This window comes from Streptomyces albidoflavus (assembly GCF_000719955.1).
GTDB lineage: Bacteria > Actinomycetota > Actinomycetes > Streptomycetales > Streptomycetaceae > Streptomyces > Streptomyces albidoflavus.
Window position 1 is genome coordinate 16907 of the sequence record NZ_JOII01000007.1, and the last position, 13746, is coordinate 30652.

At 71.7% G+C, this 13746-nt stretch carries 17 protein-coding genes; 9 read left to right on the forward strand and 8 right to left on the reverse strand.

Translation table 11 applies throughout. The features are described from left to right. Positions 1-15: 15 nt before the first annotated feature. Complete coding sequence (rox, locus tag IF45_RS0109920) at positions 16-1455, reverse strand: rifampin monooxygenase (RefSeq protein WP_030306852.1); 1440 nt, start codon at positions 1453-1455, stop codon at positions 16-18. A gap of 227 nt (positions 1456-1682) precedes the next feature. Between rox and IF45_RS0109925 the strand changes: the two genes are divergently transcribed. After that, positions 1683-2354 (forward strand): haloacid dehalogenase type II, encoded by a 672-nt coding sequence (locus IF45_RS0109925; protein ID WP_003949014.1) that lies wholly within the window; start codon positions 1683-1685, stop codon positions 2352-2354. A 17-nt stretch (positions 2355-2371) separates the two neighbouring features. Here IF45_RS0109925 and IF45_RS0109930 read toward each other — a convergent pair whose 3' ends face one another. Continuing rightward, on the reverse strand, positions 2372-2731 hold the full coding sequence (locus IF45_RS0109930; protein ID WP_008415433.1) for a VOC family protein: 360 nt from the start codon (positions 2729-2731) through the stop codon (positions 2372-2374). Positions 2732-2847: 116 nt separating this feature from the next. Between IF45_RS0109930 and IF45_RS0109935 the strand changes: the two genes are divergently transcribed. From IF45_RS0109935 to IF45_RS0109945, 3 genes are all read left to right on the forward strand, one after another. Further along, positions 2848-3876: a helix-turn-helix transcriptional regulator gene (locus IF45_RS0109935; RefSeq protein ID WP_008415450.1), complete on the forward strand. Its 1029-nt coding sequence runs from the start codon at positions 2848-2850 to the stop codon at positions 3874-3876. Then, positions 3873-4598 (forward strand): class I SAM-dependent DNA methyltransferase, encoded by a 726-nt coding sequence (locus tag IF45_RS0109940; RefSeq protein ID WP_003949017.1) that lies wholly within the window; start codon positions 3873-3875, stop codon positions 4596-4598. The genes IF45_RS0109935 and IF45_RS0109940 overlap by 4 nt, the downstream gene beginning before the upstream one ends. A gap of 295 nt (positions 4599-4893) precedes the next feature. Further along, on the forward strand, positions 4894-5535 hold the full coding sequence (locus IF45_RS0109945; protein WP_008415453.1) for a histidine phosphatase family protein: 642 nt from the start codon (positions 4894-4896) through the stop codon (positions 5533-5535). 177 nt (positions 5536-5712) lie between these two features. Here IF45_RS0109945 and IF45_RS0109950 read toward each other — a convergent pair whose 3' ends face one another. Then, entirely contained in the window at positions 5713-6612 is a 900-nt protein-coding gene (locus IF45_RS0109950; RefSeq protein ID WP_256671079.1) for a TetR/AcrR family transcriptional regulator, read from the reverse strand. A 105-nt stretch (positions 6613-6717) separates the two neighbouring features. Here IF45_RS0109950 and IF45_RS0109955 point away from each other — a divergent pair, with 105 nt between their 5' ends. The 3 genes from IF45_RS0109955 (at position 6718) to IF45_RS0109965 (ending at position 9260) form a co-directional block, all read left to right on the forward strand. After that, on the forward strand, positions 6718-7704 hold the full coding sequence (locus IF45_RS0109955; RefSeq protein ID WP_030306856.1) for a daunorubicin resistance protein DrrA family ABC transporter ATP-binding protein: 987 nt from the start codon (positions 6718-6720) through the stop codon (positions 7702-7704). Continuing rightward, a complete protein-coding gene (locus tag IF45_RS0109960; protein WP_008415458.1) occupies positions 7697-8440 on the forward strand; it encodes an ABC transporter permease in 744 nt (247 codons plus the stop codon). Before IF45_RS0109955 ends, IF45_RS0109960 begins: the two co-directional genes overlap by 8 nt. A gap of 610 nt (positions 8441-9050) precedes the next feature. After that, positions 9051-9260: a hypothetical protein gene (locus tag IF45_RS0109965; protein WP_008415459.1), complete on the forward strand. Its 210-nt coding sequence runs from the start codon at positions 9051-9053 to the stop codon at positions 9258-9260. A 925-nt stretch (positions 9261-10185) separates the two neighbouring features. On the opposite strand, the gene IF45_RS0109975 is transcribed toward IF45_RS0109965, so the two are convergent. The 3 genes from IF45_RS0109975 to IF45_RS0109985 form a co-directional block, all read right to left on the reverse strand. Beyond that, on the reverse strand, positions 10186-10476 hold the full coding sequence (locus IF45_RS0109975; protein WP_030306859.1) for a DUF397 domain-containing protein: 291 nt from the start codon (positions 10474-10476) through the stop codon (positions 10186-10188). A 153-nt stretch (positions 10477-10629) separates the two neighbouring features. Next, on the reverse strand, positions 10630-10836 hold the full coding sequence (locus IF45_RS0109980) for a DUF397 domain-containing protein (RefSeq protein ID WP_003949024.1): 207 nt from the start codon (positions 10834-10836) through the stop codon (positions 10630-10632). Further along, complete coding sequence (locus tag IF45_RS0109985) at positions 10833-11672, reverse strand: helix-turn-helix domain-containing protein (RefSeq protein WP_008415465.1); 840 nt, start codon at positions 11670-11672, stop codon at positions 10833-10835. The genes IF45_RS0109980 and IF45_RS0109985 overlap by 4 nt, the downstream gene beginning before the upstream one ends. Positions 11673-11840: 168 nt before the next feature. Between IF45_RS0109985 and IF45_RS0109990 the strand changes: the two genes are divergently transcribed. Then, on the forward strand, positions 11841-12020 hold the full coding sequence (locus IF45_RS0109990) for a hypothetical protein (protein ID WP_008415467.1): 180 nt from the start codon (positions 11841-11843) through the stop codon (positions 12018-12020). Then, positions 12017-12238: a hypothetical protein gene (locus tag IF45_RS0109995; protein ID WP_008415470.1), complete on the forward strand. Its 222-nt coding sequence runs from the start codon at positions 12017-12019 to the stop codon at positions 12236-12238. The genes IF45_RS0109990 and IF45_RS0109995 overlap by 4 nt, the downstream gene beginning before the upstream one ends. A 16-nt stretch (positions 12239-12254) precedes the next feature. Here the strand turns inward: IF45_RS0109995 and IF45_RS0110000 are convergent, their stop codons facing one another. Both IF45_RS0110000 and IF45_RS0110005 read right to left on the reverse strand, forming a co-directional pair. Next, a complete protein-coding gene (locus tag IF45_RS0110000) occupies positions 12255-12992 on the reverse strand; it encodes an HAD family hydrolase (protein ID WP_008415472.1) in 738 nt (245 codons plus the stop codon). A 118-nt stretch (positions 12993-13110) separates the two neighbouring features. Further along, positions 13111-13740: a flavodoxin family protein gene (locus IF45_RS0110005; RefSeq protein ID WP_030306861.1), complete on the reverse strand. Its 630-nt coding sequence runs from the start codon at positions 13738-13740 to the stop codon at positions 13111-13113. Between the last annotated feature and the right edge of the window lie 6 nt (positions 13741-13746).

Here is a 13746-nt window from a genome sequence, read left to right on the forward strand (position 1 = left end):
CTCCCGGCGGCCGGTTCACCCGGCCGCCGGTTCGCCGAACCACCGCTTCAGGGCGGGGGCCAGCTCCTCCTGGTCGTCCCCGACCCAGGCCACGTGCCCGTCGGGGCGCAACAGGGCCGCGGGGACGTCCAGTTCGTCGAGTTCCGGTCCGGTGTCGACGACGTGGTCGACGCGGTCGGCCCAGCCCCCTGCCGAGAGCCGGCCGGCCGGGTCGAGGAGCAGGCCGCGGCCGGCGTGCGTCAGCTCGTAGAGACGGCCGCGCCCGAGTCGTACGTCGCGCAGGCGGCGGCCGACGAGCGGGTGGCCGCCGCCGAGGTCGTAGCGGACCGCGACGGCGGTGATCTTCTCGATGAGGTGGCGGTTGACCTCCTCGAACTCCATGAGTTCCGCCACCAGGCGGCGCAGGGCGCGCTGCCCGGGGCCGGGGTTCATCAGCTCGGTCTGGGCGCGGGTGTTGTCGAGGACGGCGGCGCCGACCGGGTGGCGTTCGGCGTGGTAGCTGTCGAGCAGGCCGTCGGGGGCCCAGCCGTTCACCTCGGCGGCGAGTTTCCAGCCGAGGTTGGAGGCGTCCTGGACGCCGAGGTTGAGGCCCTGGCCGCCGGTCGGCGGGTGGACGTGGGCCGCGTCGCCGGCCAGCAGCACCCGGCCGGTCCGGTACCGCTCGGCCTGGCGGGTGGCGTCGCCGAAGCGGGAGATCCAGCGCGGGTCGTGCGCCCCGAAGTCGGTGCCGCCGACCGCCCGCAGCCGCGCCCGCAGGTGGTCCAGGGTGGGCGGGGCGGCCCGGTCCTCGCTCGCCCCCTCGTCCGGCACGATCACCCGGTACCTGCCCTCCCCCAGCGGCATCGCGCCGTACCGCAGATGCGTCTTGCGCACCTCGGCGGTGACGGCGGCCAGTTCCTCCGGGGTGGCGGTCAGCGCCACGTCGCCGAGGAGGGTGTCGACGCGGCTGGGCTCGCCCGGGAAGGGGGTGCCCAGCAGCTTGCGTACCGTGCTCCGGCCGCCGTCGCAGCCGACCAGGTAGCGGGCGCGCAGCCGGGTGCCGTCGGCCAGCCCGGCCGTCACCCCGTCCGCGTCCTGCTCCAGCCCCGTCAGCGCGCACCCGCGCCGGAACTCGGCGCCGAGCCCGGTGGCGTGCTCGGCGAGCAGCCGCTCGGTCTCGGCCTGCGGAATGGCGAGCACGTACGAGTGGGCGGTGTCCATCCCCTCCGGCCAGGCGGGCCCGAGCCCCGCGAAGAACCCGCCGACCCGGAACTGCCGTCCCCGCGCCAGGAATTGGTCCAGCAGCCCACGCTGGTCCATCACCTCGGTGCTGCGCACGTGCAACCCCTGCGCCCGCGAGTGCCCGGTGGGCTCGGTGTCCTTCTCCACCACGACGGTACGCACACCGTGCAGCCGCAGTTCGGCGGCGAGCATCAGCCCGGTCGGCCCGGCCCCGACCACCAGAACGTCGATCATCGTCACGCTTCCCACCCGTCCCCGTACATCACGACCTATTCCCGCCATCTCCGCCATCTCCGACATCTCTGCCATTTCCGCAGGTAGCGGCTTCGGCGGGTCATTGTGCGGGAAGAGGGGGGCCTTGCCGCAAGGCCCCCCTTCGGCTATACGTTGAGAGTGGCCAGGAGTAGGGGTCGCGGGAGCTTGAGGGAATAGCGCCTCGCACGCGCCCGGTTGGCTCCCACATGAGCCGACGCCCTGATCCCCAGTTCGTCACCTTCGACATGTACGGGACGCTGACCGACTTCCCCGTCGGTGCCGCCGCCGAGAAGACGATCGAGGCCATCTCCTCCCCCGGGCAGCGGGACGTGTTCCGCCGCCGGTTCGCCGCCTACCAGCTCGACGAGTCGATGGGCGACTGGCGCCCCTACGACGAGCTGATCGCGCGGGCCTTCGAACGGGCCTGCCGCAGCGCCGGCATCCCCTTCCGGCCGGCCGACCCCGCCGCCGTCTTCGACCAGATCCCCACCTGGGGCCCGCACCCCGACGTCCCCGGCCCCCTCGCCCGCCTCGCCGCGCGCCACCCCCTCGTCATCCTCTCCAACGCCTCCGACCAGCACGCGAGCCGCAACGCCGCCCTCCTCGGAGCCCCCCTCCACGCGGTGTACACCGCCGAGCAGGCGCGCGCCTACAAACCCCGGCTCGGCGCCTTCGAGTACCTCTACGCACAGCTGGGCTGCCGGCCGGAGGACACGCTGCACGTCTCGGCGAGCCCGCGCTACGACCTCCAGTCGGCGACCGACCTGGGCGTGCGGGAGACGGTATACCTCAACCGGGGGTACGAGCCGTCCGCCCCGCACTGCCACGCGTACGAGGTCACCACCCTCGCCGGGGTGGCCGAACTCCTCGGGGTCTAGAGCCGGACCGGCCGGGCTCAGTCGAGGGGAGCGACGCGGATCAGGTTGCCGTCGGGGTCGGCGGCGACGAAGGTGCGGCCGAAGACCGCGTCGTGCGGCTCCTCGACGATGGTGACGCCCTTCGCCGTCCACTCCTCGTGACGGGCGTCGACCGAGGCCGGGGCGCCGTCGAGGTTGAGGCAGACCTCGGAGGTGCGCGGTCCCGACAGGTCCTCGGCGGCGCCGCTCCACAGGGCGAGCTGGACGCCGCCGCCCAGCTCGAAGGCGATGAAGCGCGGAGCCTCGAAGACGGGTTCCATCGCGAAGAGGTCGCCGTAGAACCGGGCGGACTCCGGCGCGTCGGAGACGTGGACGATGAACATGTTCGGGCGGGTCATGGCGAAGCAGCTCCTGCTCGGTCTCGGTGGTCGTGCGGTACGGGGGGAAGCCTGCCTGCCATACCTGACAGATCCTGGCGTGTTGCCGCGCGGCGGCCGGGTGAGATCGTGGCCGGGTGACCCCGGACCGCTTCTTCGCCCTGCTCCTCGCCCTCCAGACCCGCCGCGACCCGGTCACCACCACCGACCTCGCCGCCGAGACCGGCGTGTCGGTCCGCACCGTCCTGCGCGACCTGCGCTGGCTCCAGGACGCGGGCTTCCCCGTACTCGTCGAACGGGGCAGGTGGGGCGGGGTGACGCTGCTGCCCGGCGGCGCCCTGGACACCGCGCGGCTCACCCCCGCCGAGCGCGACCAGCTCGCCCTGCACGGCCTCGACGACCGGCAGCGGCACCAGCTGGGGGCCGCCGCCGACGGGCGGCGGGCGCGCGAGAAGGTCGCGGCGCGGGCGTCAGGGGCGGCCGGCCCCCCGCTGCCGCTGAGCGCGGTGGTCACCACCGACAGCAGGCCGTGGTTCTGGTCCGGCGCCCAGGGCCTCGAACCGAGCGCCCTGGTCGGCGACGTCCGGCGCGGCGTCCGGCTCCGCATCCGCTACCGGCGCGCGGCGGAGTCTGCCCCTGCCTGGCAACTGGTCGACCCGTACGGCCTGTTGGCCAAGGCAGGCCGCTGGTACCTGGTCGCCGACCGCTCGGGCACCCCCCGCCTCTACTCCCTGGAACGCCTCACCGACTGGCGCCCCACCGCCGCGCCCCGACGCCTGCGCCCCGGAATCTCCCTCGCCGACGCGGTCGCCGAACTGACCACCGGCTGGGAGACCTCGGCCGACCTCCGCATCCACGGCCTGCTCGCCGCCCGCCACGCCGAACGCGCCCAACGCATCCTCGGCTCCCGCGTGACCGTGCACCGCCCCGGCGAAGGCCCCGCCCTCTCCCCCTCCCCCGGCCCGGACCAGGTCGCCCTCACCCTCTCCTGCCGCAACCTGGAAGAGGTCCGCCAACTCCTCCCCTTCGGCGCCGACTTGCTCATCACCGACCCACCCGAGGCCCGCACCCGCCTACGCGAACTCGCTGCGGAGGTCGTGGGGCAGTACGCGGAGCAGGACGAGGGGGACGAGGGGGCCGGCCCCACGTACCCTCGCCCCTCGTGACCGCCCTCAGCGAGCCAACCGAAACCACCGAGACCGCCGACGCCGCCACCCGCGCCTCCTACGACACCGTCGCCACCACCTACGAACAACTCCTCCGCGCCGAACTGGACGCCAGGCCCCTGGAACGCGCCCTGCTCGCCGCCTTCGCCGAACTCGTCCGGGGACCGGAGTCGGGCCCCGTCGCCGACCTCGGCTGCGGCCCCGGACGGATCACGGCCCACCTCGCCGACCTCGGAGTGAACGCCTACGGCATCGACCTCTCCCCCGGGATGGTCGCGGTGGCGCGGGAACGGCATCCGCACCTGCGCTTCGATGAGGGCACGATGGCGGCGCTGAGGCACCGGGACGGAGAGCTGGGCGGCGCGGTCGCCTGGTACTCGACCGTGCACATAGAGCCGGGGCTGCTCCCCGGGGTCTACGCGGAGATCCACCGGGTACTGGCACCCGGCGGGCGGCTGCTCCTCGCGTACAAGGCCGGGGAGCGGGTGCGGCACCTCGACCACGCATACGGGCATCCGCTCTCCCTCGACGTGTACTGGGTGCCGCCCGGCGAGGTGGAGGGGCTGCTGAGGGCTGCCGGGTTCACCGTGGAGGCCACGATGACGCGGCGTCCCGACGCGGGGGACGGACCGCGGGCAGGGGATCAGGGATTCGTCCTGGCGCGAAAGCCGCTCGCCGTCGCGGGGGCGGAGGCGGCGTCCCTGCCGAAGAGCGGGGCGTGAAGGGTTGCGGCGTACGCCCCCGTGCGCGCCGCCACCACCGCGTGCTCCTGTTCGGCAGTCATGGAACGGCGAGGGGGTGGGCAGTCCCTGTGCGGCCTCGTCGCACCTGCGGCGGGGCCACACCTCGGGGCGAACACCGCGACAACCAGAGGGAGTCGGCAGCCACCCGCACGCGCGGAACCGTGCCTTCCCGGGTCGCAGTCCTGACAACCACCGGCCGTACGACCGGCCTACCGGGCGCCCCCACCAGCACATGGCGCGCCGGTCCGCACCACAGATCCGGAGACCCACACCCATGACCTCCACCGCCGCCACCGGGATGGCCTCCCGCACGCTCTACCTGGCCAGGCACGGGGACGCGCCGGGCGAGGGAGGGCTCTCCGCGCAGGGGCGCAGACAGGCCGCCTTCCTCGGCGAGCGGTTGCGCGGGGTGCCGCTCTCCGCCATCCACCACGGGCCGCAGGCGCGGGCCCGCGAGACGGCCGAGATCGTGGCCGCCCAGCGGGACGACGAGGAGCCCGTGCCCCGTGCCTGCGACTCGGCCGGGGACTACGTGCCCTATCTGCCGGAGCGCCGGGAGGTGGCCTCGGGGTTGCCCGAGGCCACGTGGGAGTGGCTGTTGCAGTTGCCCGAGCGGGAGCGGTTGCCCGGGCCTGAGCTGGCCCGGGACGCCTTGCGGAGGTTCACCGGGGCGGTGCCCGGGGGTGTGGCTCGGCATGAGCTGGTCGTCACGCACAACTTCGTGATCGGGTGGCTTGTGCGCGAGGCGCTGGATGCGCCTGACTGGCGGTGGATCGGGCTGCACCATGCCAATGCGGCGCTCAGCATCATCCATTACGCGCCTGAGGGGCCCTCCTCGCTGATCGTCTACAACGACATCCGCCACCTCCCGGAGGAGCTTCGGTGGACCGGGTTCCCGCCGGGGCTTCGGGTCTAGCCTGGCCTCACTTGCCGGCCCGGCTCTGTGGCCTCAAGCGCCGGCCGGGCTGGGGTGTGGCTGCGCCGCGACTGGGGGTGCCGGTTGTTGCCCGTGCCGGTCACTGACTGGCCTCAAGCGCCGGCCGGGCTGGGGTTTGCCGGGCTCCGTCTCGACCGTGCCGGTCACGGACTGGCCTCAAACGCCGGCCGGGCTGTCAGGTTCGCGGTTCCTCCGGCACGGGGGTGGGGCGGGGCCGCGCCGGGGTACCTCCTCACAAACTGCATGGTGCGAGACGGAAGGGCGGGGACGGGTCGGGGTGCCCCCGCAGCAAACTGCACACACGGCCGCCTTCCGGTGCAGCCCCCAGTCGAAGTCAGCGTCAGCGTCATCCCCTTCGCCCAGCACCTGGGAGGCGAGCAGCCGCCGGACCGCGGGGAACGCCTCGGGACCCCGCTGGTCGGCGAGACGGGTCAGGGTGTGGATGTACTGGCGATGCGTGTCCTCGGCCGAGCGCCCGCTGCGGCGCATCGCCTCGGTGAGGTCGGCCATGAGCCCGGCCTGACTGCGGACGTAGCCGCTGATGAGCATCATCACGCCGAGCTTGGTCGCCTCGTCGAGCCCGGTCCCGTCGAGGGCGTCGAGCCCGGCCTCCATCCAGGCGACGGAGTTGGGGGTGGCGGGCGGGGAGCTGATGGGGATGTGGAGGAGCCAGAGGTTGGCCTCCAGGACGCCTCGGTAGGCGTGCCCGAACCAGGCGAGCCGGGCGCGCCAGCCGGCCGAGGGGGGCGGGGCGTCCTCGGGGGGCAGCCCGGTGGCCGCCTCCTGCATGAGGATGAAGAGTTCGTCCTTGGCGGCGACGTAGCGGTACAGGGACATGGTGGAGGCGCCCAGTTCCTTGGCGACCCGGCCCATGGAGACGGCCTGGAGCCCCTCGGTGGCGGCCAGTTTCACGGCGGCGTCGACGATGCGCTCGACCCCGATGCCGGGGCGCGGCCCTTTGGTGGGGCGCCCGCGCAACCCCCAGGCGGCCTCGACGCTGGCGGGCAGCCCCGTCTCGTCCGCGGGATCGCGCCTCTCGGGCGGTGGTGGCGCCATGCCTGCTCCTCCTACCTGGCCTGTTGACGCCATCCTATTTCTGCGTAACCCTTAAACAGTAGCGCGTATGCCATACGCAGAAGCACTCCACCGGGGGAGACCGCCGTGAGACAGCCACCGCACGCCGCCGTAGAGGTCCAGGGCCTCAGCAAGTCCTACGGCGACCACGCCGTACTCCGCTCCGTCGACCTGCGGGTGGAGCAGGGCGGCGTCCTCGCCCTGCTCGGGCCGAACGGCGCGGGCAAGACCACCACCGTCCGCGTGCTGACCACGCTCACCGACCCGGACGCCGGATCGGTCCGGGTCGCCGGGTACGACGTGGTCACCGAGCGGCGCCGGGCGCAGCGGGCGATCAGCCTGACCGGCCAGTTCGCCGCCGTCGACGAGACGCAGACCGGCGCCGAGAACCTCTGGACGACGGCCCGGCTGGCCGGCCTGACCCGGGCGGCGGCCCGCAGGCGCGCCGCCGAACTGCTGGAGCGGTTCGCGCTCACCGACGCCGGGGGCCGTCTCGTCCGTACGTACTCCGGCGGGATGCGGCGCCGGCTCGACCTCGCGGCCGGACTGGTCGGTGAGCCCCGGGTGCTCTTCCTGGACGAGCCGACGACCGGCCTCGACCCGCGCAGCAGGCGGCAGTTGTGGGAGGTGGTGCGGGAACTGGCGGCGGCCGGGACCGCCGTACTGCTGACCACGCAGTACCTGGAGGAGGCCGACCAGCTGGCCGACCGCGTCGCCGTCCTGCACGGCGGGCGGATCGCGGCCGAGGGGACGCCCGAGGAGCTGAAGGCGTCCGCCGGGCAGACCGTGCTGGAGGTGACGGCGGCAGACGCCGCGGCCTTCGCCCGGCTGGAGGCCCGCACCCCGCACCCGGTGGCGCACCGCTCCCCCGAGACGCTGACTCTCTCCTTCCCCACCCGTGGCGACGCCCGCCACCTGCGCACCCTGCTGGACGAACTCGACCCGGGACGCGACGAGATCACCGGCTTCAGCGTGCGCCGCGCCACCCTGGACGACGTGTTCATGGCCCTCACCGGGGCCCCCGCGACGGAGACGACCGGCACGACCGACGCGAAGGAGCCCAGCCATGTCTGAGGCGCTCACCCTGGCCGGCCGCTGCCTGCGGATGAACCGCCGCGATCCGGAAGCCCTGTTCATGGCGATCCTGCTGCCAGTCGCCCTGATGCTGGTCTTCGTCTACTTCTTCGGCGGCGCCATCGACACCGGCAGCGCCTACGTCACGTACGTCGTCCCCGGGCTGCTGGTGCTCTGCGCCGGGTACGGGTCGGCCGGGACGGCGATGCGGGTCACCGAGGACATGCGGACCGGGGTCGTCGACCGCTTCCGGAGCATGGGGGTCACCGGTACGCCGATGCTGGCCGGGCACGTCGCCGCCAGCGTCGTCCGCAACATCCTGGCCACCGCGATGGTGCTCTCGGTCGCCCTGCTGATCGGCTTCCGCCCGGCCGCCGACCCGCTCGCCTGGCTGGCGGCGGCGGGGCTGCTCCTCGCCTACCTGGTCGCCGTCTCCTGGCTGGCGGCCGGCGTCGGACTGCTGGCCAGGACGCCGGAGGGGGCGAGCGGGTTCACCTTCTTCCTCATGTTCCTGCCGTACCCGAGCAGCGCCTTCGTACCGATCGAGACGATGCCGACCTGGCTGCACGGATTCGCCGAGCACCAGCCCGTCACCCCACTCATCGAGTCCCTGCGCGCCCTCCTCCTGGACGAGCCGCTCGGTTCGGCACCCTGGACGGCACTGGCCTGGTGCGGCGGCATCCTGCTGATCGCGGTGGCCGCCTCGAACGCGCTGTTCCGGTTCCGGACGCGCTGAGGGGCTGAGGCGCTGAGCGCGAGCAGCGTCCTCGGGCGACTGCCGAACCGCCCCGTCGCAGCGAGCGGCGGGGCGTTTCGGCGCGTCCCGCCGGGAGGACACGGCGCCCTCGGCCCGGCCGCCACCTCAACAGCCGGTGCCGACACCGGGTTCACCCGAGAACCCGGGGGAACCCTCAACTCCATGACAGCTGACGGCAAGGCGTACTACTACCTCGCCGACGAAACCGGCGCCAAGACCAACACCTACGCCTACAGCCCCCGAGGCGTCACCCACACCACCCACACCACCGAAAAGATCCCCAGCCCTACCTCTACGCCGAAGGCGACCCCGTCACCCCCAGCGGGTTGGCCTGGTACTCGCCAATCGCCTCGGCAGCAAAATCGCTCATCAGAGGGGCGAAGCCCGCGCCCGCATTCTTCGTGGCGTGCTACACGTACAACTCGCTCACGGATGACGGGCCGAAGACGGAACCCCGAAGGAAGAGGACGGAGACCTGTGGGAGTGCACGAATCCGTTTTCAAGGCTCCAAAGGCCATAAGAGTGGAGCCGGCCACAGAGGACGTCAAGTCGCCTATTGGCTTCTGACATCTCCACCTCAAGGAGCGACATGACAACCATAATCCTCCTGCTGGTGATGGGTATCGCCCTCATCCTTTCGAGGAATATTTTCGCGCACTTCGCCAGTTCGCAGAACACGCCCTTCGGGCGGGCTAACGCGAAACACCCGAAGGCCACATCGCTGGGCCCTGCGGCGATAGGTTCCATTATGATCATCGCGGCGATTCTGGGAATCTTCGGCGTCCTCGAACCACACTAGAGTAGAGCACCTAAAGGCGACTTCGCGGTTTCTTCACCGAGGGCTGCCCCCGTGAACGATTGGGGCAGCCCTGGGTAGACGCCCTCCATGCAGGCATGAAGGGTAGACGCCCTCCATGCAGGCATGAAAACTTCTACGGATCGACTCGGCGCGGAGCCGCCACCTCCTAGCGGATTCATCGGGATCGGCGCAGCAGTCGGGTGCATCGCCGCAACTCCGCCAAAGAAGAGAGAAACCTAGAAGATGTCCAAGCGTTTTTTTCTCATCAGCGCGATCATCTGCGTAGCCACAGGGTCGATCCTGGCTATTTCAGGAATATCTACGTGGATGGCGATGGCCATTGGGGTGGCACTGGTCGGGGTAATTGCATTCGCGTACCTGCGCCCCAAGGGCAAAGCTGACCGCTCTCAATGAACGGCCAGGGGTGGCGGGCTCGCAACAGGAACCCTGCGCATAGGCGTCGGAGATTTCGCCGAAAGAGAATTCCAGGCACAGGAAGAGGGGAAGTCTCGCATGATAGGTCCACTATCCCTCGGCGTGGCGGGGGCCGCGTGCATCCTCGTCGGGCTCTACGCGTCCAAAGCTCAAGGGAAAATGGTGTCACGCAGAGCGGGAGGACGAAACGCCTCTGCGGCCCGCAATGCCACGCGGGTTGTATGGATGGCGGTCGGCGTCGGGTTTCTCGCGGTGGCCGTGATTGGCGCAGTAGGAGAAATCTCCAGATCCTAGATCATCGGCAATACCCGGCGAGAAGGTTGACCGAGAAGTGACGGGCGGCAGAGGAACCGATGACCCGCGCCTGTGGGCGGGTGGTCACGGGCGCGCGGGTGCAGGGCGGGCCAGGACGGATGTCCGGAGCGTGCGACGGTGAGCCGGCCGGTGTTCCCGCCGTCATGCGGGCGCGGCAGCCGGGAACCCGTTTCGTTCAGGCGGAGCGGAACTCGCCCGCCTTGATGCCCGCCACGAAGGAGGAGAAGGCGGTGGCCGGGAAGGTCAGGACCGGGCCGGACGGGGTCTTGGAGTCGCGGACCGGGACGAGGTCGTGGGTGGGGAGGAGGTTGGCGGCCACCTCGATGCAGGCGCCGCCGTTGCTGCTGTGCGAGGACTTGAACCAGTCCGGGGAGGCGTCGAGGGCCGGGGGGATGTGGACCTCGACGCAGTCCCCGCCGTTCGAGCTGTACGAGGACTTGCGCCAGTAAGGGGAGTTGGGGGTCATGGGGGTCCCTCTCGTAGCCCTGGGCACGCTTCGGTCTCCCTCGATCGTACGGACGAGGTGGGCGTCGGTCAGGAGGCACGATCCGGACAGCGGGCCGCCCCGCCGCAGGAAGCGACGGGGCGGTTCAGCGGTGGCCCGAGGGGGCCGAATCGTTCAGGCAGAGCGGAGGGTGCCCGCCTTGACCCCTGCCACGAAGGAGGAGAAGGCGGTGGCCGGAACGGTCAGAACGGGGCCGGACTGCACCTTGGAGTCGCGGACGGGGACGATGCCGTGCGGGGCAGCGAGGTTGATGGCGACCTCGACGCAAACACCGCCGTTGTTGCTGTAGGAAGACTTGAACCAGTGGGGTTCGGACGTCACGGGGTGCCCTTTCGTAACTGGCTGATCATGGCCACGGACGCAGCCTGGGAGAGCGCCAGAGCCTGTAGCTGATGGTAGGCCGTGAGCAGGGGAAGAACTGAAGTACTTTCCCTGTCGAGATGACCCCTCTGGGCCGACTCCGCGTACGACATGAGCTGCCGGTCAGGCATGGTCAGGATGTAGATCGGGAGATCGAAGGGACGACGTGCTCCCAGGTCGAAGGGGGCCACCTGAACCATCGTGTTCGGACGATCGGCGAACTCCATCAGGTACTCAAGCTGTGCGTTCATGATGGTGGGCTCGCCGACTGGCCGACGGAGGCAGCTCTCGTCGAGCACGACAAAGACCATCGGAGGCGACCGACGACTCAGAGCCTCTTGCCGGTCAGCGATCATCTGCACGCGCTCGGCTGCCTGTTCCTCGGTGATCGAGCCTCGTAGCACAGCGCCCTCAGCCAGAGTGAGGGCATACTCCGGCGTCTGAAGAAGCCCAGGCACGACGCCGACTTCGTAGAGCCGTATCTCTGCGGAGCGCGCCTCGCATCCCATGTACTCAGGCGCCCCCTCCAGCAAGCTGCCCTGCCGGATCTCCCTCCACTGCCGCTCGAACGAGTCTTCCGTGTTCGCCGTCCCCAGCGCTTGGTCCACCTGACGCGAGAACCGCAAAGTCGGCACTTTGCGACCAGTTTCTACGGATGAGATGTGGCCGCACGTGTATCCCATCGCGCTGCCGAGCTGATCCTGAGTAAGCCCTTGCGCTTCCCTGACCACCCGCAGCTTCGCCCCGAAGGCCGCGTGCGGGCTTGCCTCCGGGTTCAACTCCTTGCGATTGACCACCCCGTGCCCGTCCTTTCTTGCCCACCTGCCACGTTGAAGGCATCTCGACCCTAGGTCACGCTGATGCCCCTTGGTAGCGGAATCGCTACGGAGTGGAGTGAACGCCGGGGCGTATTCACGGGTGTTCACGCCCCCGGGGCGCTTCCCTCGACGAAAGGAGGCATGCCCATGAGTGCTGCCGACTCCCCTCACGGGAAAGGCGCCCAGCCCTGTTCCACCTGCGAGTCGTGGAGGCTGGCCGAGGCGGTCGCCAACGGCCAGCGGGACTACAGCAAGGCCACCGACTGCCGGGTCCTGCTCAAGCGGCACCGGGAGAGCGCCGAGTGCCGGGCGGGTGGGGAGGGATGAGCGCGGGGTACGAGCCGCCGGGGAAGGCGTACCGCGAGTTCGACCCGTTGCGCTTTCCGCCCTGTGCGTGCGAGGGCTGCCGGCGTCGGGCGGCGCTGGAGAGTCAGGCCCCGCCGCCCACCGAACCCGTTCCCGCTCCCGAGCAGCCCCGTTACGTCCGCTGCCCCATGCTCGGCTGCGGGCGGCTGCACCCCGCGCTCCCCGACGACCCCGGGTGAGGGTGCCGTACCGGAATCACCGCCGGGGCAGGTTCAGCTCCCAGACGGCCTGGCGTACGGGTTCGAGGGTGCCGGTGACCAGGGGGGCGCCGGCCGCGCGGAGGCGGTCGTAGGCGGGGAGGTCGCGGGCGTAGCCGAGGAAGGGGGCGCCCGCGTCGCGGGCGGCGCGGAGGTCCTCGGGGGTGGAGCCGAGTACCAGGGCCTCGGCGGGGTCGGCGCCCAGGGCGGACAGGGCGCGCGGCGGGGCGTCGTGGCCCAGGTGGGTGAGGCCGTCGGTGCGGCCGTACACGTGCGGGCCGAAACAGGCGGTGAGGCCGCGTCCGGCGAGGTAGGCGTGGACGGCGTCGGCGGAGTGGCCGGTGGCGACGGCGAGCCGGGTGCCCACCGCCGACCAGGTGCGGACCAGGTTGTCGGCGTAGGGCGCGGGGCGGGCCGTCAGGGTGGCCGCCACCTCGGAGCCGGTCAGCAGCTCGTCCAGGGCTGTGCTGAGCGCGGGGTCGTCGTCGAGGGCGCCCAGGGTCAGGGAGCGGAGCAGGGCGAGCGGGGTGCGGCCGGGTACGTCGCCGGCCGGGACGCCGTGCTCGGCGAGGAGCGCGGTGAGGGAGTCGGCGGCGGTGCGCGCGGTGAGCGGGTCGTAGAGGCGGCAGAGGGGGCCGTCGAAGCCGACGATCACCGTCTTGGCGGCGGCGACCAGGTCGCGGAGGCCCGCGAGTTCGTCGGCGGTCGGCTCGGGAGGGTGCGTGCTGGAGGTCACGAGGGGAGTGTCCGCTTCGCTCGGCGGGGAGACCAGGGGGCGTGCCGGGCAGCGTACCGCCGAGTGGGCCGCCGGGGGAGGTCCCGGCGGCCGGATCTGTGGCGGGTCCCCGGGCGCCTCACGCGGCCTCGGCCGCCTCCTCGTGCGGGAAGCGGGCGAGCGGGGTGGGGCCGGCGAAGAAGGTCTTGGCGCGGCGCTGGGCCCGCTCGTCGACGGCGACCTGGCCGGGGCGGGAGCCGTTGCCGAGGAGGATGCCGCCGTACCCCATCTTCAGGTAGGCCGCGGTGTGGTGGAGGGAGGTGTCGAGGCCGCCGGCGACCACCTCGTCGCGGTCGGCCATGACCGTGACGCCCCAGAGCCTGCGCCCGGCCATACGCGCGGCGAAGTCGGAGCCGGGCAGGGTCAGCCAGCCCGACCAGTAGTCGAGGTAGCGCTTGGTCTGGGCGGAGAAGGAGTACCAGTACAGCGGGGTGGCGATGACGATGTCGGTGGCGGCGACGGTCGCCTCGTGCAGGGTCGCCTCGGCCTCGCCGGGCTGCCAGCGCTCGCCCTCGTGGCGGCCGTCCTGGAAGTCGGGGAGATCGAGGTCGTTGAGGTCGATCCAGCGCCGGCCGTAGGCGGCGGGCAGGTGCTCGGCGGCGGCCCGGGCGAGCTGCGCGGTGTTGCCGTCGGGGCGCGAACTGCCGAGGACGAAGAGGAACGAGCGGTCCTGGTTCTGGTCCGGGGCCTGGGTCGGGAAGGAGGTCACGGCTGC